This window comes from Rhizobium sp. BK313, assembly GCF_014193655.1.
Classification (GTDB): domain Bacteria; phylum Pseudomonadota; class Alphaproteobacteria; order Rhizobiales; family Rhizobiaceae; genus Rhizobium.
Window position 1 is genome coordinate 193,306 of sequence record NZ_JACHZQ010000007.1, and the last position, 14,410, is coordinate 207,715.

At 58.8% G+C, this 14,410-nt stretch carries 14 protein-coding genes and 1 pseudogene; 4 read left to right on the forward strand and 11 right to left on the reverse strand.

Features of this window, described 5'->3' with window-relative positions:
* Positions 1–945: a rhodanese-related sulfurtransferase gene (locus FHT86_RS29315; RefSeq protein ID WP_133710427.1), complete on the reverse strand. Its 945-nt coding sequence runs from the start codon at positions 943–945 to the stop codon at positions 1–3.
* A gap of 187 nt (positions 946–1,132) precedes the next feature.
* Between FHT86_RS29315 and FHT86_RS29320 the strand changes: the two genes are divergently transcribed.
* Positions 1,133–1,597, forward strand: coding sequence for a GNAT family N-acetyltransferase (locus tag FHT86_RS29320; protein ID WP_133710637.1), 465 nt, complete (start codon positions 1,133–1,135; stop codon positions 1,595–1,597).
* Between the two features lie 166 nt (positions 1,598–1,763).
* On the opposite strand, the gene FHT86_RS29325 is transcribed toward FHT86_RS29320, so the two are convergent.
* From FHT86_RS29325 to FHT86_RS29345, 5 genes and pseudogenes are all read right to left on the reverse strand, one after another.
* On the reverse strand, positions 1,764–4,154 hold the full coding sequence (locus tag FHT86_RS29325; RefSeq protein WP_133710428.1) for an arylsulfatase: 2,391 nt from the start codon (positions 4,152–4,154) through the stop codon (positions 1,764–1,766).
* A 197-nt stretch (positions 4,155–4,351) separates the two neighbouring features.
* Positions 4,352–5,788 carry a DUF1254 domain-containing protein gene (locus tag FHT86_RS29330; RefSeq protein WP_133710429.1) on the reverse strand — a complete coding sequence of 479 codons (1,437 nt, stop codon included), beginning with the start codon at positions 5,786–5,788 and terminating at the stop codon, positions 4,352–4,354.
* A gap of 192 nt (positions 5,789–5,980) precedes the next feature.
* A pseudogene (locus FHT86_RS29335) lies at positions 5,981–6,127 on the reverse strand (IS1595 family transposase); the annotation flags it as partial.
* A gap of 75 nt (positions 6,128–6,202) precedes the next feature.
* Complete coding sequence (locus FHT86_RS29340) at positions 6,203–7,111, reverse strand: CHAD domain-containing protein (protein ID WP_133710430.1); 909 nt, start codon at positions 7,109–7,111, stop codon at positions 6,203–6,205.
* Complete coding sequence (locus tag FHT86_RS29345; protein WP_133710431.1) at positions 7,089–7,574, reverse strand: CYTH domain-containing protein; 486 nt, start codon at positions 7,572–7,574, stop codon at positions 7,089–7,091. Before FHT86_RS29345 ends, FHT86_RS29340 begins: the two co-directional genes overlap by 23 nt.
* 160 nt (positions 7,575–7,734) lie before the next feature.
* On the opposite strand from FHT86_RS29345, the gene FHT86_RS29350 reads away from it, so the two are divergent.
* From FHT86_RS29350 to FHT86_RS29360, 3 genes are all read left to right on the forward strand, one after another.
* Positions 7,735–8,373 carry a 2-dehydro-3-deoxy-phosphogluconate aldolase gene (locus FHT86_RS29350; protein ID WP_133710432.1) on the forward strand — a complete coding sequence of 213 codons (639 nt, stop codon included), beginning with the start codon at positions 7,735–7,737 and terminating at the stop codon, positions 8,371–8,373.
* 130 nt (positions 8,374–8,503) lie between these two features.
* Positions 8,504–9,211 carry a tellurite resistance TerB family protein gene (locus tag FHT86_RS29355; RefSeq protein WP_133710433.1) on the forward strand — a complete coding sequence of 236 codons (708 nt, stop codon included), beginning with the start codon at positions 8,504–8,506 and terminating at the stop codon, positions 9,209–9,211.
* A gap of 92 nt (positions 9,212–9,303) precedes the next feature.
* Positions 9,304–9,519 carry a hypothetical protein gene (locus tag FHT86_RS29360; protein WP_166656956.1) on the forward strand — a complete coding sequence of 72 codons (216 nt, stop codon included), beginning with the start codon at positions 9,304–9,306 and terminating at the stop codon, positions 9,517–9,519.
* 9 nt (positions 9,520–9,528) lie between these two features.
* On the opposite strand, the gene FHT86_RS29365 is transcribed toward FHT86_RS29360, so the two are convergent.
* The 5 genes from FHT86_RS29365 to FHT86_RS29385 form a co-directional block, all read right to left on the reverse strand.
* Positions 9,529–10,641, reverse strand: coding sequence for a nickel/cobalt transporter (locus tag FHT86_RS29365; protein ID WP_133710435.1), 1,113 nt, complete (start codon positions 10,639–10,641; stop codon positions 9,529–9,531).
* Complete coding sequence (locus FHT86_RS29370; RefSeq protein WP_166656957.1) at positions 10,635–11,291, reverse strand: DUF1007 family protein; 657 nt, start codon at positions 11,289–11,291, stop codon at positions 10,635–10,637. The genes FHT86_RS29365 and FHT86_RS29370 overlap by 7 nt, the downstream gene beginning before the upstream one ends.
* 220 nt (positions 11,292–11,511) lie before the next feature.
* A complete protein-coding gene (locus FHT86_RS29375) occupies positions 11,512–12,819 on the reverse strand; it encodes an RNA polymerase sigma factor (protein ID WP_133710437.1) in 1,308 nt (435 codons plus the stop codon).
* A 4-nt stretch (positions 12,820–12,823) separates the two neighbouring features.
* On the reverse strand, positions 12,824–13,171 hold the full coding sequence (locus tag FHT86_RS29380; RefSeq protein WP_133710438.1) for a YciI family protein: 348 nt from the start codon (positions 13,169–13,171) through the stop codon (positions 12,824–12,826).
* A gap of 188 nt (positions 13,172–13,359) precedes the next feature.
* Positions 13,360–14,253: a LysR family transcriptional regulator gene (locus tag FHT86_RS29385; RefSeq protein WP_133710439.1), complete on the reverse strand. Its 894-nt coding sequence runs from the start codon at positions 14,251–14,253 to the stop codon at positions 13,360–13,362.
* Positions 14,254–14,410: the final 157 nt, after the last annotated feature.

The window sequence follows — 14,410 nt, forward strand, 5'->3', positions numbered from 1 at the left end:
TCAGCCCCCGATATGCTCCTGGCCGCGCTTGCGGGCGAGCGCGATCTGACGCTGCCGTTCACGATAGCGCTCGCGGTCTTCCTCGGTGCGGTCGTGATAGCAATGGCTGCAGGAGACGCCGGCTTCATAGAAGGGCGACGTGATCTCTTCCACAGTGATCGGGTTGCGGCAGGCATGGCAGAGCTTGTGATTGCCTTCCTTGAGACCATGTTCGACGGAGACGCGTTCGTCGAAGACGAAGCAGGCACCTTCCCACAGGCTTTCCTCTGCGGGCACTTCCTCGAGATATTTCAGGATGCCGCCCTTGAGATGGTAGACTTCGTCGAAACCCTGTTCCTTCATGAAGGCGGTCGCCTTCTCGCAACGGATGCCGCCGGTGCAATACATGGCGATCTTCGGCTTGTTGTGCAGGCCTTCATTCTCGCGCACCCATTCCGGAAATTCGCGGAATGTCTTGGTCTTCGGGTCGACCGCGCCCTTGAACAGACCGATCGCCGTTTCGTAGTCGTTGCGCGTGTCGATGACGATGGTGTCCGGGTCGGAAATCAGCGCATTCCAGTCCTTCGGCGCGACATAGGTGCCGACGATCTTGGTGGGGTCGATATTCTCGACGCCCATGGTGACGATCTCTTTCTTCAGCTTCACCTTCATGCGCACGAAGGGCATCTTCGACGCCCGGCTTTCCTTGTACTCCAGGCCTGAAAACTCCGGCTGGGCGCGCAGGAAGGAGAGCACCGCGCCAATGCCTGCATCCGTACCGGCGATGGTGCCGTTGATGCCTTCATGGGCGAGCAGCAACGTGCCCTTGACGCCGTTTGCCTCGCAGAGCGCAAGCAGCGGATCCCGCAGAGCTTCGAAGCGCGGGAAGGAAACAAAATGATAGAGGGCGGCAACGAGGAACGCGCCGCCTGCCTCATGTCGTGGGGTGGATAGGATGTCCGTCATGCCGCGGAAATACAATTTTGCGCGCCGGCAAGCAATCGCGATTTATATTTGGCATCAGGGCGTCCGCCATCCGACTCGTGCTAGCCTTCGCAAAGATCACGCGGAGGTGTTCCATATTCTGCGGTACATGCGGGAATTTGCGCGGGAATGATCGATAGGCGGCAAGAGGTTTGATGTGTCTAACAACATGCTGACTGTAAGGACATATGTTCCGGCGGATGCCGATCTGACCATGGACATATTTCTGAGAGCAATCCGGGAAGTGGCGTCGAAGGATTACAATCAGGCTCAGGTTGATGCTTGGGCGAAGATAGAAGACAGGGAAGCCTGGGCGAAACGACGGTCAAGCAGGCCGACCTGGCTTGTCCAGTGTGGGAGCGTATCTATCGGATTTGCGGATCTGGAGCCCGACGGGCACTTGGATATGATGTTTGTCCATCCCGATTATCAAGGCATTGGCGCAGCCAGTCTGCTCCTGATGACGGTCGAGACGGAGGCAAAAAGACAAGGGCTCGGGCGAATTTTTACCGAAGCGAGCCTTACCGCCAGACCGTTTTTCGAGCGAAGAGGCTTCACCGTCCTGACGTCGCAGACCGTGGAAAAGCGTGGGCAGATGCTCAAAAATTTCCGCATGGAGAAATCTCTTCGATAGATGGCCGCAGCGGGCAAAGCCTATCGTCAGTGATGATTGCTCTCCAAAAACGAGAGATCGCTTTCCCACGCTTGGCTCAGCGTATCCTGCGACAGATGGCAATTTGAAGGTTAATTGCCCGCCGGAGGGGACATCGATATCAATCTCCCCTCCCATCCGGCATTGTCTATGGCTGCAGCGCCACCTCAAGTTTTCCGATGCTTCCATTGAAGGGGAACGGCACCTGATAGTCGTTGTCCTCTACGCCCGTCCGCGTATCGATCCCCACATCGAAGGTTTCATCCCAGGGCATTAGCGCTGGAATTGTGTGCGGAATTTTTTCATTGGCAACCTCGATGCCATCCACCTTGAGGACACCGGTTCCACCCTTGCCGAAACCAGGGCCATCGGATTTGAAATCGAACACGAGGGTATGCTTGCCGACTGACAAAGCGTCGCTGCCTTCCCAGCGAAAGCGCTCCATATCGACAAAATTATAGAGGAATACCGGCTTGCCTTTGAGCAGATAGAAGCCGTATCCGCCGAAGCGTCCACCCGTGGTGACGAGCATGCCCTCACCACCGCCCTGCGGTATCTCCACCTCCGCGGTGATTGTATAGGATCTGTTCACGATGCTTGGAGCGTTGCTGGACGGAATACCGGATATGACGCCGGAATAGGTGAAGTCATTTCGCCCGGCCGTGGTACTCGGCCGTGGGGTGAGGAGGCGCTCCAGGATCGAGTTATCAAGTGGGAAGACGTTGTATTTCGCCGCTTCCATCAGAAACAGTTCCTGCATCTCGTGCAGCTTGTCCGGCATCTTGGCGGCGAGATCGTTGTTTTCCGAAAAATCCTCCGTGAGGTTGTACAGTTCCCATTTATAGCCATCGACGACGTCGGGCATCTTGGTCGTGCCCATCAGCCAAGGCGCTGCGGGCGGCGTCGTGGCGGCAATCCAGCCGTCGTTGTAGATCGCACGGTTGCCGAACATCTCGAAATACTGCGTCGTGCGCGCCGACGGAGCCTGGGCATTGTCCCAGCTATACGCCATGCTGACGCCTTCGATCGGTTTTTGCGCCACTCCGTTGACCATGACGGGAGCTTGGATTCCAGTCGCTTCGAGAATGGTGGGAACGATATCGATCACATGGTGGAACTGGCTGCGGACACCGCCGGCGTCCTTGATCCGTGCCGGCCAAGCCATCGCCATGCCCTGCCTCGTACCGCCGAAATGCGAGGCGACCTGTTTCGTCCATTTGAATGGCGTGTCAAAGGCCCACGACCACGCCACGGACATATGCGGGTATGTTTTGTCGGAACCCCAGACGTCATAGAACTTCATCTGATCCGCGACCGGAATCTGCATGCCCTCGATGGTGATCAATTCGTTGGGCGTGCCGCGAGTGCTGCCTTCGGCGCTCGTGCCGTTGTCGCCTTCAATGTATATGACAAGCGTGTTGTCGAGCTTGCCCAGGTCGTCCACTGCCTGGATCACTCTTCCGATCTCGTGGTCGGTATATGCGACATAGGCGGCGAATACCTCCGCCTGCCGCGCGAACAGCTTCTTGCTCTCGGCATCCAAGCTATCCCACTTCGGTAAATCATCGGGCCAGGGCGTCAATTGCGTGTTTGCCGGAATAACCCCGAGCTGCTTCTGGTTGGCGAAAATCTGTTCGCGCAACTCGTTCCAACCCATGTCGAACTTGCCCTTGAACTTATCGATCCATTCCTGGGTCGGATGGTGCGGAGCGTGGGTACCGCCCGGCACGTAGTAGACGAAAAACGGCCTTTCGGGTGCTGCCGCATTCAATTGTCTGATGTGGTCGATGGCATTGTCGGCCATATCCGTGGTGAGGTTATAGGCGGGCTTGCCCACCCAGGGAAAAACCTGAGTTGTGTTCTGGAACAGATATGGTCGCCACTGATTGGTGTCGCCGCCCAAGAAGCCGTAGAAATACTCGAAGCCCATCCCCACAGGCCATTGATCGAACGGCCCGGCACTGCTGTATTGGAAAGCGGGGGTGTTATGGTTCTTGCCGAACCAGGACGTTGCAAAGCCGTTCTGCTTTAGAATTTCGCCGATCGTGGCGTTGTTTATGCCAATGATGGAATCGTAACCTGGATAACCTGTTGCCTGCTCGGAAATGACTCCGAAGCCCGACGAATGATGGTTCCGCCCGGTGATCAGTGCCGCCCTCGTCGGAGAGCAGAGCGCTGTCGAATGAAACTGCGTGTAGCGCAGGCCCGCTTTCGCAACGCGATCCAGGGCAGGCGTCGGGATGACGCCGCCAAATGTGCCGGCAACACCATAGCCGGCGTCATCGGTCATGATGAGCAGGATATTCGGTGCGCCCTTGGGAGGCACAATCTGCGGCGGCCAATAGGGTTTGGAGTTCTGGGCGTCGAGGCCAATTTGCCCGCGGAACGCTTCAGGCGGGTTCGGAAGATATCTTCCGTCGATCGTCGTCGTTGCGCTGGGTGAACCAGGTTCGCCTGTGACCTGCTGGGCGCTCGCTCGGTCGAATGAAACGGCGGTCAAACTCAATGTGGCGAGAAATAATGTTCCAATTCTCAACATCGTCGTGTCCTCCCAACCCGATGAGGTCGAAACCTTGGCACGACGCTGAAAAGGAACAAGTACGTTACGGTTAATGAGACGTAGTCTCTGGTGCGTCGGGCTGTCACGACACCACAGGCAAGCGGAGGTAGTGGTTGGATGGTATGGGACTCAACGCACATCGTTGAAGTACCCTCGGCAAAACCGCGAGTCGACTACTATGTCTTCTTTGCCGGTGGTATTACCCATGATCCATCAAGTATGGAAGGCGATTTGTCGTCGGGCCAGTAAAGCCTCATCATCAGGATGAACTTGCCCTTCGGTGCTGGTAGCCAGTTGGACTCCTTGTCGACGCCGGGCGACTTGTTCTGGATGTAGATGTCGATCGATCCATCGGCATTGGGCTTCAGGTCCTGTCGTGCGCTGATGGAGTAGCGGTTGATCGGATTGTCGACGAAGAAGTACTTTTCGTTGTACATCGTTATCGACCAAAAGCCTTTTACCGGCGGCGTCTGTCCCTTTGGAAACGTCAGGACATAGTCCTCGGACCCCGCATAGGCACGAGAAAAAAGCCCGTCCTTGGACTTGGTCGACGTCGGATAGATGGCATCCTCCGGTCGATTCGCGCCAAGGCCGATAGCCGTAATCAGTGCCCGTTGCAGATAGTTTGTCCCATAAATGCCCGTCTTGGTGGTATAGCCCCAGCCGTTTATATCCGCGATATCGCCATCGCTGAACTTGAAGTGAAGCATTATGCGGGCGAAAGCGATCTCGGGGACGCGCTTGACGAAATGGGCGTCCAGTTTGCTTTTGTCGAAATCCTTCCCGGGGACGATTCCGATTTCAGCCATCTTCTCGACCATCGGCGCGTCCTCCGCGGTCGGCGGGTTCGTCTTCATGAGTTCGCTAAGCAGGGTGAAGTACTCGACGGCGTCCATGCGGTTCACCTGTTCGCGTACGGCCGTCTTCATGTCGATCTTGGGGTCGACCTTGCCGACCGATGGCTTCCAGTCCTTGCCATAGCTGCTCAAGGGCACCAGGTTGCACTGGTCTTGCAGCTCATGAACGGCCTTGTAGTCCTCGGGCGTTCCGGTGCAGTAGATACGACCGAGAATCCAAACGATACTGGTCGGGGATTTATACTCCGTGACACCGTCCGGAAGCTTGCCTTCCCAGCCGGGTCCGGTGATCGCATATGTCTGCGGTTCGCCGCCCGTCGTCCGTTTTCCAGGAACCTGGAATACTGTTGTCCAGCCGTCGAGCATCGGGAACAGGTAGTATCGATCCTTCATTTCCGGGATAGAGAAAACCCAGGGCTCCTTGCCGACATCGACGAACGCGGTTGTGTAAAGGGTATCTGCATTCGGTGCAGTAACGTCGGTGAACGACGCGTTCGGATATTCTCGAAGCTTGATGATCTGTCCCATCGGACCCTTTGTGCCAGCAACCTTGGCGACGTTGGTGATGACGCGGCGGGTCATCTCCATGGTGACCAGCGGGTAGCCGTAGATGTAAGCCTCGACCGCCAGCCAGAAATCACTTTTTCCCTCAAAGGGATCGAGGAGTGGATCATCTAAGGCGTGTGCGGGTGAGAGTGAACTAGCGGCAAGCAGACCGAGAGCACCGATCGACGCGGTGCGACGTGTGACTTTCATATTCCCCTCCACAGAAAATGGCCTCCCCAGGGCCTGAACTGTCCCTTTGCCATATCAGGCTATGTACGTAATACAATTAGAACGTACTAATATATCTTGATATCAAGTAGCAAGTACAACAAAAGGTTAATTTCGAGTGCGCAGATCAACTTCGACGTCCGGCGTCATCGCCGGATATTTCCCCGCCTGTATCTCGACGGCTCCGATCATGAAAATCTTACCGATGGGGCTGCGCCCCTGGCCTCCCCCTTCCGGCTCGTCTTTCCGACGGAAAGGCACGTTCGTCTCATCTATCTCGATCATGCCGGACAGCGGATGCCTGTCCGGGTCGACCATGGCCTCGGAGCAGGACACCCGCCATGCGCGAATGCTAAATGTGGTTAGTACCTGTGTGAACGGGATAAGCCATTTTCCTCAATCCCCCGCTTCCAGCCAAAGCCGCTTGATCGTCCGTGCTTCCTGCTCGGGCTCGTCGGCAAAAACCCAGCGGGCTTTGGTCAGCGCATCCTGGCGGGCGGTTTGTTGGCGGGAGATGATCGCCTCCAGCAGGCGGGCGCGGTCGTCGCTTCCGTTGAAGAGATGCGGCTCGCGATCGGTGACTTCGGAAAGCATCGACAGATCGAGATAGCGGCCGAGCACATCGACCAACGCCTTGGCCTCGAGCTGCTTTGCGTGCATGGCCGCCGGCCAGATGTCGCGCAGCAGCGCATGATGCATCCAGCAATCCTGACTGCGTTTGCGCAGGTCGTGAAACTGGTCGGTATGGGCTTCGGCATGGCATTCGGAAAGTGCCTTGGCGGCCTTGCGCCCTGTCCTTCGCCAGCTTTTTTGAAAAAGGCGCGCGGTCTCGCGCCGGCCGCTGTCGAAGGAGGTGGCCTTTAGTGCTTCCAATGCCTCGCGGCAGGTGGCGACTGCTCCTGCCGCCTTCTCCTCGAGATCGGTTTCTGTCTTCGACAACCGATCGCGCCGGGCCGTGAGCACATCGATGACGCGGGCAAGCGCCTGGGCTTCGTCCTCGGATGTCGCCGTCTCGTGCAGATGACGGCCGGCCTCGATCAAGGCCGTAGCGTCGCGAACGCTGGAGAGCGTTCGCGCCATCTGCCGCAGCCTGTCATTTTCCTGTTGTTGGAATTCTGGCGCGCGCCGGGCGACCAGCCGGTAGAGCGCGCGCACACGCTTGATATGTTTGCGCGCCGTGTGCACCGCCTCGTGCAGTCCCTCCGGCCGATCCGTCAATGTCGCAATCGCCTTGCCGAGCTGCTGCGCTGCTGCGGCATGCACCTCGTCATCGAGAGCCCTGTCAGGCCGAATGCGATAACTCATTGTATTCCTGTTCGAATTGCGTCGCGAGCGCCTGATTGGAGTAGCGGTATTCGCCGGTCACCTCGCGGCCGACCCAGTCCGGCAATTCCGGATCGTCACTTTCGTCCTCCATCTCGACCTCGGCGATCACCAGGCCACGATGTGCTCCACGAAAAACGTCGACTTCCCAGACGAAACCCCTAAAGGGCACCTTGTAGCGGGTCTTCTCGATGACGAGGCCGATGGCGTTGCCAAGCAGTTCCTCGGCATCGGCAACAGGGATTTCATATTCGAATTCGTCCCGCGTCATCGCCCTGCCGATCTTCATCGTCAGGGTCGCGACCGTGTCGTTCGTCAGACGAACGCGAACGGAACGATCGTCCATGGAGGCGACATAGGCCTGCCGTAAGGTGAGTTTCTCGGAAACGAGGTCGCGCCAATGATCGCCGCGGACCAGAAACTTTCGCTCGATCTCTTTTGCCATGCGCTCGACATGCTCCGCCAGGATCATATCTAGATAGACTAACGGAAGTTTTCGGCATTTCCTACCCGTTGTATTCAAACTTAGCTTTTGTCTCGACAAGGACCCTCGGGAAGGCTATTCGGAAACCGGATTTCAATCGTTTTAAGGGAGCACGCCGACCATGGGCGAGAAAACCGAAAAGCTTCTTTCCATCCTGAAACTGCAGCCCGTCGTCCCTGTCCTCATCGTTGAAGATGCGAAGTCGGCCGTGCCGCTCGCCCGTGCGCTTGTCGCCGGCGGCTTGAAGGCAATCGAGATCACGCTTCGGACTACCGGCGCGCTTGATGCCGTTCGCGCCGTGGCCGAGGAAGTCGAAGGCGCCGAAGTTGGTGCCGGCACGATCCTGAATGTCGCGCAATGGGAAGCTGCCGTCCAGGCCGGTTCGAAATTCATCGTCAGCCCCGGCACGACGCAGGAACTGCTCGACGTTGCCCGCGACTCCGACGTACCGCTGCTGCCAGGTGCGGCGACCGCGAGCGAAGTCATGGCGCTGCGCGAGGAAGGCTACAAGGTGCTGAAGTTCTTCCCGGCCGAACAGGCTGGCGGCGCCGCCTATCTGAAGGCGCTGTCCTCGCCGCTGTCAGGCACGCTGTTCTGCCCGACCGGCGGTATTTCGCTGAAAAACGCACATGATTACCTGTCGCTGCCGAACGTCATCTGCGTCGGCGGCTCCTGGGTTGCGCCGAAGGAACTGGTGGCGGCAGGCGATTGGGCGGGGATCACCAAGCTCGCCGCCGAAGCGGCCGCATTGAAGGGCTGAGCCTTCTGAAAAGTCGATTTTAGGGCGTGCATGGCTTCATGCGCGCCCTTTTGCTTTTCAGCGGATTTGTATTTGCGGTCCTGCCTTCCTATTTCCCTCTCGCCATCACAAAGGACGGAGGACCATCAACATGATCGACGCCCGTAAGCTTCTGGACCAATTCCTGGGATCGCAGGTTCCGGGAATGCAGGGAAGCGTGAGAGACAAGGCGAGCGAGGCCATCAATCTCGCCAGGGACAATCCGCTGGCGACCAGTGCGATCGCCGGCGTGTTGCTGGGCACGAAGACAGGCCGCCAGATTGCCGGCAATGCACTGACGCTCGGTGGTCTCGCCGCCATCGCAGGGCTTGGCTATCAGGCCTACAAAAATTATCAGGCCGGCAACACGCCGCAGCCGGCGCCGCAATCTGCCCAGCAGGCGGAGCCGCAATTCCTGCCGCCGCCTTCCAATTCCGGCTTCAGTACCGCGCCGGCGATCGCCAGCAACGATTTCGCGCTGACCTTGGTCCGAGCCATGATCGCCGCGGCCCGCGCCGATGGGCACATCGATGATGCGGAGCGGCAGCATATTCTCGGCAAGGTACACGAAGCAGGAGTCGGCGCGGAAGCGGAAGCCTTCTTCGAGCGCGAGCTTGCCAATCCTGTCGATCTCGACGCCATCGTCGCATCGGCACAGACGGAGGAACAGCGCGTGCAGGTCTACACCGCCTCGCGCCTGGCGATCGAGCCGGATTCGCGAGCGGAGCGCGGCTATCTCGATCTTCTCGCCGGCCGGCTCGGTCTCCCCGATGCGCTGGTGGACCATATCGAGGCAACGGTCGCAAGCGCCAAGGTCTGATCGTCGTCCGGAAAGGGCCGGTTGCCTTTCGCAGGCGGCTGGCCTAAGCCTTCGCCCGAAAATAGGCAGCGCTGCGCGAAGGATTGGCCATTTTGACGGATAAGAAAAGCGAAACCCGCTCAACGGCGATTGCCGCCGCCATCATCTTGCTGGCCGCCATGGCGCTGCTGTACCTGATGCCGGATATCATCGTCCGGCTCGGCAATGTTTCGCCGTGGCTCGGCACCGGCTTCGGTGTCCTCGTCATCCTGGCCTTCTTTTTAGTCTTCTGGCTGAGAGCCCGCTATCAGAGGCGCAAGAGCCGATAATTAGCCGGATCAGGTCTGCAGCGATGCACCGAGCAATATAACGCCGGTGCAAATGACCAGCAGCGCACCAAAAATTTCGATGCCATTGCCAACCCATGTCGAGAGCTTCGAGCCCCGACCAGTGAAATGCATGGCGGTCCCCTTGGCGAAGACGGCGATGATCGCGAGCAGTGAGACGGTCAACGCCGTGCCGACCGACATGGCGAGGACGGAGAGCAGGCCGCCGAGATAGAGCCCGTTCAGCATCGAGAAGGTCATGACCAGCAGCGCGCCGGAGCAGGGGCGCAGGCCGACGGTGATGATCGCCGACCAAGCTTCGCGGACGCTGAAATTTTCATTCGACAGCATTTTCGGATCCGGCAGATGGGAATGGCCGCAGGCTTCGCAGACCATGCCATTGCCGATATCATGTGTCGGATCGTCGCAATTATACCCGTTGCCCGCCTGCGGCGTGGTGCGGAGGCGGGAGAGTTTTTGCACAGGCCCCGAACCGTTCGAGGCGTCTTCGAACAGGGACATACTGATCGGGCCAGCCGATGTCGCGAGCTGCACCTGCTGGCGTTGTGGCTGGTTCTGCAGCATCGAGCGCAGCTTGCGGAACAACAGCCAGCCGCCAAAGATGATCACCATGACGAAGCTGGTGATCTCCATCGCATTGGTGGCCATCGTCATGGTGATGCCCGAGCCGCGCAGGACGAAATAGGCGGCCCCGACGACGAGGACGGCAACGAGGCCCTGGATGAAGGCCGAGATGAACGAGATGACGATGCCACGCTTCAGCTCGATCTCGTTGGCAACCATGTAGGAAGAGATGACGGCCTTGCCGTGGCCGGGCCCGGCGGCGTGGAAGATGCCGTAGGCGAAGGAGAGACCGATCAGTGTCCAGAGCTGCCAGGGATCCTGGCGCATGGCCTCGATCGATTTGTTGAGCGCCCGATAGAAGGCCTGCTGCTCGTAGTTCACATAGAGGAAGATCGGCGCCAGCGGTCCCCCGATCGGCTGGAAGCTCGGCTCCGCGGTGCCGATGCCGAGCGGTGATCCGGTGGCGTGGGCGAGGCTTGCTGCCGCGAGAAAGGCGAGGGCCGCCGCCGGGAGCAGCTTCGATATCCGCAAGGTCAGCATTGGACGTCTATCCGCGTTGCGAAGAGCTTCGACATGGTCGTTCCCGTCGGATCGTTGAAGAAGGCATCCGTCAATGTTGACTTGTTTTCGGCGATGACCTCGTCCGGATCGGGGCGTACGACCTTCTGCGTGCAGCCTTTGAAGGCATCGCCCTCGGTCACCAGCTCGTTGTCGCTGGGAAAATCGATCGAGGTGTAGAGTGTCGGATCGTAAATGCCGAAGCTGAGCTTGTTGCCCTTCAGCGGCATCGGCTCGGACGGCTTGACCGCGAAGAACATCAGAAGCTGGCCGTCCTTATAGTCGACATTGATGACGTCGGGCTTGTTCACCTTGATGGCTTTGCCGTTGAGCGTCAGGTTTGTGTAGTAGTCGTAGTCGACCAGCGAATCGCGCACCGTCTTGCCGACTTCCTTGAGCTCATCCGGGTCGAGCTTCAGATTGGTGTTCTTATCGAAATCCATCAGCACCGACGATGAGAAAACCTCGTCGAAGCGCCAGACATTGCGCAGCTCCTGCACGGCCCCGTCGGAGCCCGCCAGCACTTCCAGTCGCGCTTCCACGAAGATATGCGGATGCGCCGATGCCGCGACGGGCGCGAGCAACAGGCCTCCGGCAAGGGCGGCAGCGTGGATAGGAGTGGATTTTCTCATGCGTCCGATGTGCTTCGTGAGCATTGATTCACTTCGACTTCTGGTCAGGAAATGAGACGGAATTGGGACCGGCCGGCGGAACTGGTATCAAAACCAATTCGATGCGATTGAGTTAAGTATTTGATCTCGCAACACGCGCCACGAAGAAGTGATCCATTTTGCGAAGAACAAATGCGTCGACGCGTCGCTAGCCTGATAAGCGGGGGAGAATTAGGGTAACTCAAAGCAAGTTTGTTTGGTCAGGTTCTGTCTTTGCTTGACGTCCCTGGGGGCTATCGGGCGCCAAGCTTTCCGTCCGCCGCTTTTGCAAGAAGCGGCGGACCGCAGGATCTATTTCCAGCGCTATCGCTTGCTCATAGGCCTCGCGTGCAGCCACCATTTCCCCCGCTCTCGCATGAAGTTCGGCTCGCGCCGCCCAATAGGGTTGATACTCGATAAGCCGGCTGCCGGGGTCCAGCGTCGGCAGCGCCGCCAGCCCTGCGGTGGGGCCTCGCGTCTGCGCCACGGCGATCGCGCGATTGATGGCCGCCACCGGCGAGCCGGTAATTGCGCAGAGGCCATCGTAGAGACGTTCGATCGCCACCCAATCAGTCGTGCCTGTTCGGCGTCGCGCGACATGGGCCGATTGGATTGCCGCTTCCAATTGATAGCGGTCGAAGGCGTCAAACGCACTGGCGTGAATAAGCAACCCCTCAGCTTCGTCGATCAACCCTTCGTCCCACAGAGCAGGATCCTGATCGGCCAGCGGTACAAATTCGCCGGCCGGACTGCGCCGGGCGCCAAGCCGCGCATGTGAATAGAGCATCAGCGCAAGCAGGCCGAGCGCTTCGGCCTCCCTTGGCAAGAGCGCGACGATCAGCCGGCCAAGCCAAATCGCCTCCTCAGCCAGGTTGCGCAGGCTCACATCGGCGCCGGCCGGATCACTCCAGCCTTCCGTATAGGCCGCATAAACCGCCTCGAGGACTGCGCCAAGGCGCGGGCGCATGTCTGTCCTGTCGGGCACGCGTAAAGGAATCTTGGCGCGTCGAATCCTGTTTTTTGCCCGCGCCAGTCGTTGGCCCATTGCCGCCGGCGAGACCAGGAAGGCGGAACCGATTGTCTGTGCGTCAAACCCGAGGATCGTCTGCAGGATCAGCGGTGCTCTAATTCCAGGCTCTATTGCCCGATGCGCGCAAGCGAACATCAAAGCAAGGCGCTCGTCTGGAATTTCTGGCGCTTGGCTCGCGGTTGCCTCCAACTCCTCCGCCATGAGCCGAAGATGTTCGGAGGCGGCGGCGCTGACCCGTCCGCGCCTGATGGCGTCGATCATCTTGCGCCGGGCAACGGCAAGCAGCCAGGCCTCGGGGCTTTCCGGCGCGCCATTGACTGGCCAATCGGCCAGAGCAGAGGCAAAGGCCTCCGACAAGGCGTCTTCGGCGCCGGCCACATCGCGCGTGCGCGCCGCGAGAATGGCGACCAGTTTGCCATAGCTTCGGCGCGCAACCGCCTCGGCAGCTTTGGTGGCATTCTGGCCGTCTCCTCGCGGCATGGCATCAATAAACCATGAGAGGGCGAACCTCGACCGTGTCGTGCCGAGCGCCCGGACAACGCGCTGCCCAGACGAGGGCGCTGTCGAGATCAGCCGCCTCGATGAGATAATAGCCGCCCAACTGCTCCTTGCTCTCGATATAGGGGCCGTTGAGAACCGAGGGCTTGCCATCCGGCGCGCGCACCACGGTTGCCGTCGAGGAATCCTGCAATCCACTGCCCGCCAGGAACGCTCCGGCCTTTTTCAACACTTCCGTGTAGGCCGCGTAGGCCGCGAACGTCTCGGCCTTCTGTTCTTTTTTAGCATTCTTGTGTTCGGCTTCGTTCCAATACACCAACAGCATATATTGCATGACGCGTTCCTTTCTCTCGATACGCGGAGCTCCACGGCCCCGTGCAGCATTGACGTTTGAACCGGCGCGATTTTGACAGGGCGCGGGGAGAAATTTCAACCGAGACAGGGTGCGAAACATATCTGCCAATGATGTGCGGGACATGGGCGATCAGCCGCACGCCTCGCTGGTTTTGACAACTGGAATGCTCAGCCGTGTTTGCGGAACCAGTTATGCAGGTAGTCCACGAAGACGCGCACCTTGGCCGGGAGATAGCGGCGGTGCGGATAGACGGCATAAATGCCGCGGTCGGTCGGGATGTAGTCGTTAAACAATGTCAATAGTTCGCCGCTCTCGATCACCTTGCGGCCGATGAAATCCGGAACCACGGCAACGCCGAGGCCGGACAAAGCTGCGCGCAGGGTGGCGTGCGGGCTATTGACTTCGATCGGACCACTGATCGTGACGTTGAATGTGCTGCTGTCCGGATTGAAGAAGCGGATGCTGTTCTGCGAACGGTTATTGGTATCGATGATGAAGGGCACATTTGCCAGATCGTTGGGATGCTCCAGCGTCGGGTAGCGGTCAAGAAACTCTTTGGTCGCGCAGATATGAACGCGGAAATCCGAGATCTTGCGAGCGATCATGCCGGAATCCTCGAGCTTGGTGACGCGTACGGCGACGTCGAAGCCTTCCTCGATCAGATCGACGAACCGGTCATCGGCGGCGATCTCCAGCGCGAGGTCAGGATTTTCCCTGGCGAAGTCGATCAACGATTGCCCGACGTCGGCGTCGACGAAGGTGCGCGGCACGGAGACACGCAGCCGGCCCTTGAGCTGCTGATTGTTCTCCCGCACGAGGTCGGCGAGATTGTCGATTTCCTTCAATATGTCGGAAGCGGTGCGATAATAAGTGTGACCCGCTTCGGTCATTGAGAATTGTCGGGTCGTTCGATTGAGCAGGAGAGCGCCAAGCTCGTCCTCGAGTTCTCGCACATATTTGGAAAGCAGCGCCTTGGAGCGTCCGGTTTTCCTGGCGGCCGCGGAAAAGCCTTCCGCTTCGACCACGTCGATGAAGGCGCGAATCCGGGTTAAGGTGTCCATGGCGAAGCCCTCGTTAACTGTTGCAAGTTATTGAACAAAATGCGCCGACTTGTTCAATTATTTTTTTGAGCCATTGGCGAAAAAAATTCTTGATTATGACGGCGAATATTCCTATTTCCCGTTCAGCCCAAAGTCGCACGTGCCCGTGGGTGTCCGC

Excerpts from the sequence above, each read along its gene's own strand:
- FHT86_RS29380 (WP_133710438.1), bottom strand. The coding sequence starts at position 13,171 with ATGCAATATATGCTGTTGGTGTATTGGAACGAAGCCGAACACAAGAAT.
- FHT86_RS29355 (WP_133710433.1), top strand. The coding sequence starts at position 8,504 with ATGATCGACGCCCGTAAGCTTCTGGACCAATTCCTGGGATCGCAGGTT.
- FHT86_RS29365 (WP_133710435.1), bottom strand. The coding sequence starts at position 10,641 with ATGCTGACCTTGCGGATATCGAAGCTGCTCCCGGCGGCGGCCCTCGCC.
- FHT86_RS29340 (WP_133710430.1), bottom strand. The coding sequence starts at position 7,111 with ATGAGTTATCGCATTCGGCCTGACAGGGCTCTCGATGACGAGGTGCAT.
- FHT86_RS29325 (WP_133710428.1), bottom strand. The coding sequence starts at position 4,154 with ATGTTGAGAATTGGAACATTATTTCTCGCCACATTGAGTTTGACCGCC.
- FHT86_RS29330 (WP_133710429.1), bottom strand. The coding sequence starts at position 5,788 with ATGAAAGTCACACGTCGCACCGCGTCGATCGGTGCTCTCGGTCTGCTT.
- FHT86_RS29320 (WP_133710637.1), top strand. The coding sequence starts at position 1,133 with ATGCTGACTGTAAGGACATATGTTCCGGCGGATGCCGATCTGACCATG.
- FHT86_RS29370 (WP_166656957.1), bottom strand. The coding sequence starts at position 11,291 with ATGAGAAAATCCACTCCTATCCACGCTGCCGCCCTTGCCGGAGGCCTG.
- FHT86_RS29315 (WP_133710427.1), bottom strand. The coding sequence starts at position 945 with ATGACGGACATCCTATCCACCCCACGACATGAGGCAGGCGGCGCGTTC.
- FHT86_RS29375 (WP_133710437.1), bottom strand. The coding sequence starts at position 12,819 with ATGCCGCGAGGAGACGGCCAGAATGCCACCAAAGCTGCCGAGGCGGTT.
- FHT86_RS29385 (WP_133710439.1), bottom strand. The coding sequence starts at position 14,253 with ATGGACACCTTAACCCGGATTCGCGCCTTCATCGACGTGGTCGAAGCG.
- FHT86_RS29345 (WP_133710431.1), bottom strand. The coding sequence starts at position 7,574 with ATGGCAAAAGAGATCGAGCGAAAGTTTCTGGTCCGCGGCGATCATTGG.
- FHT86_RS29350 (WP_133710432.1), top strand. The coding sequence starts at position 7,735 with ATGGGCGAGAAAACCGAAAAGCTTCTTTCCATCCTGAAACTGCAGCCC.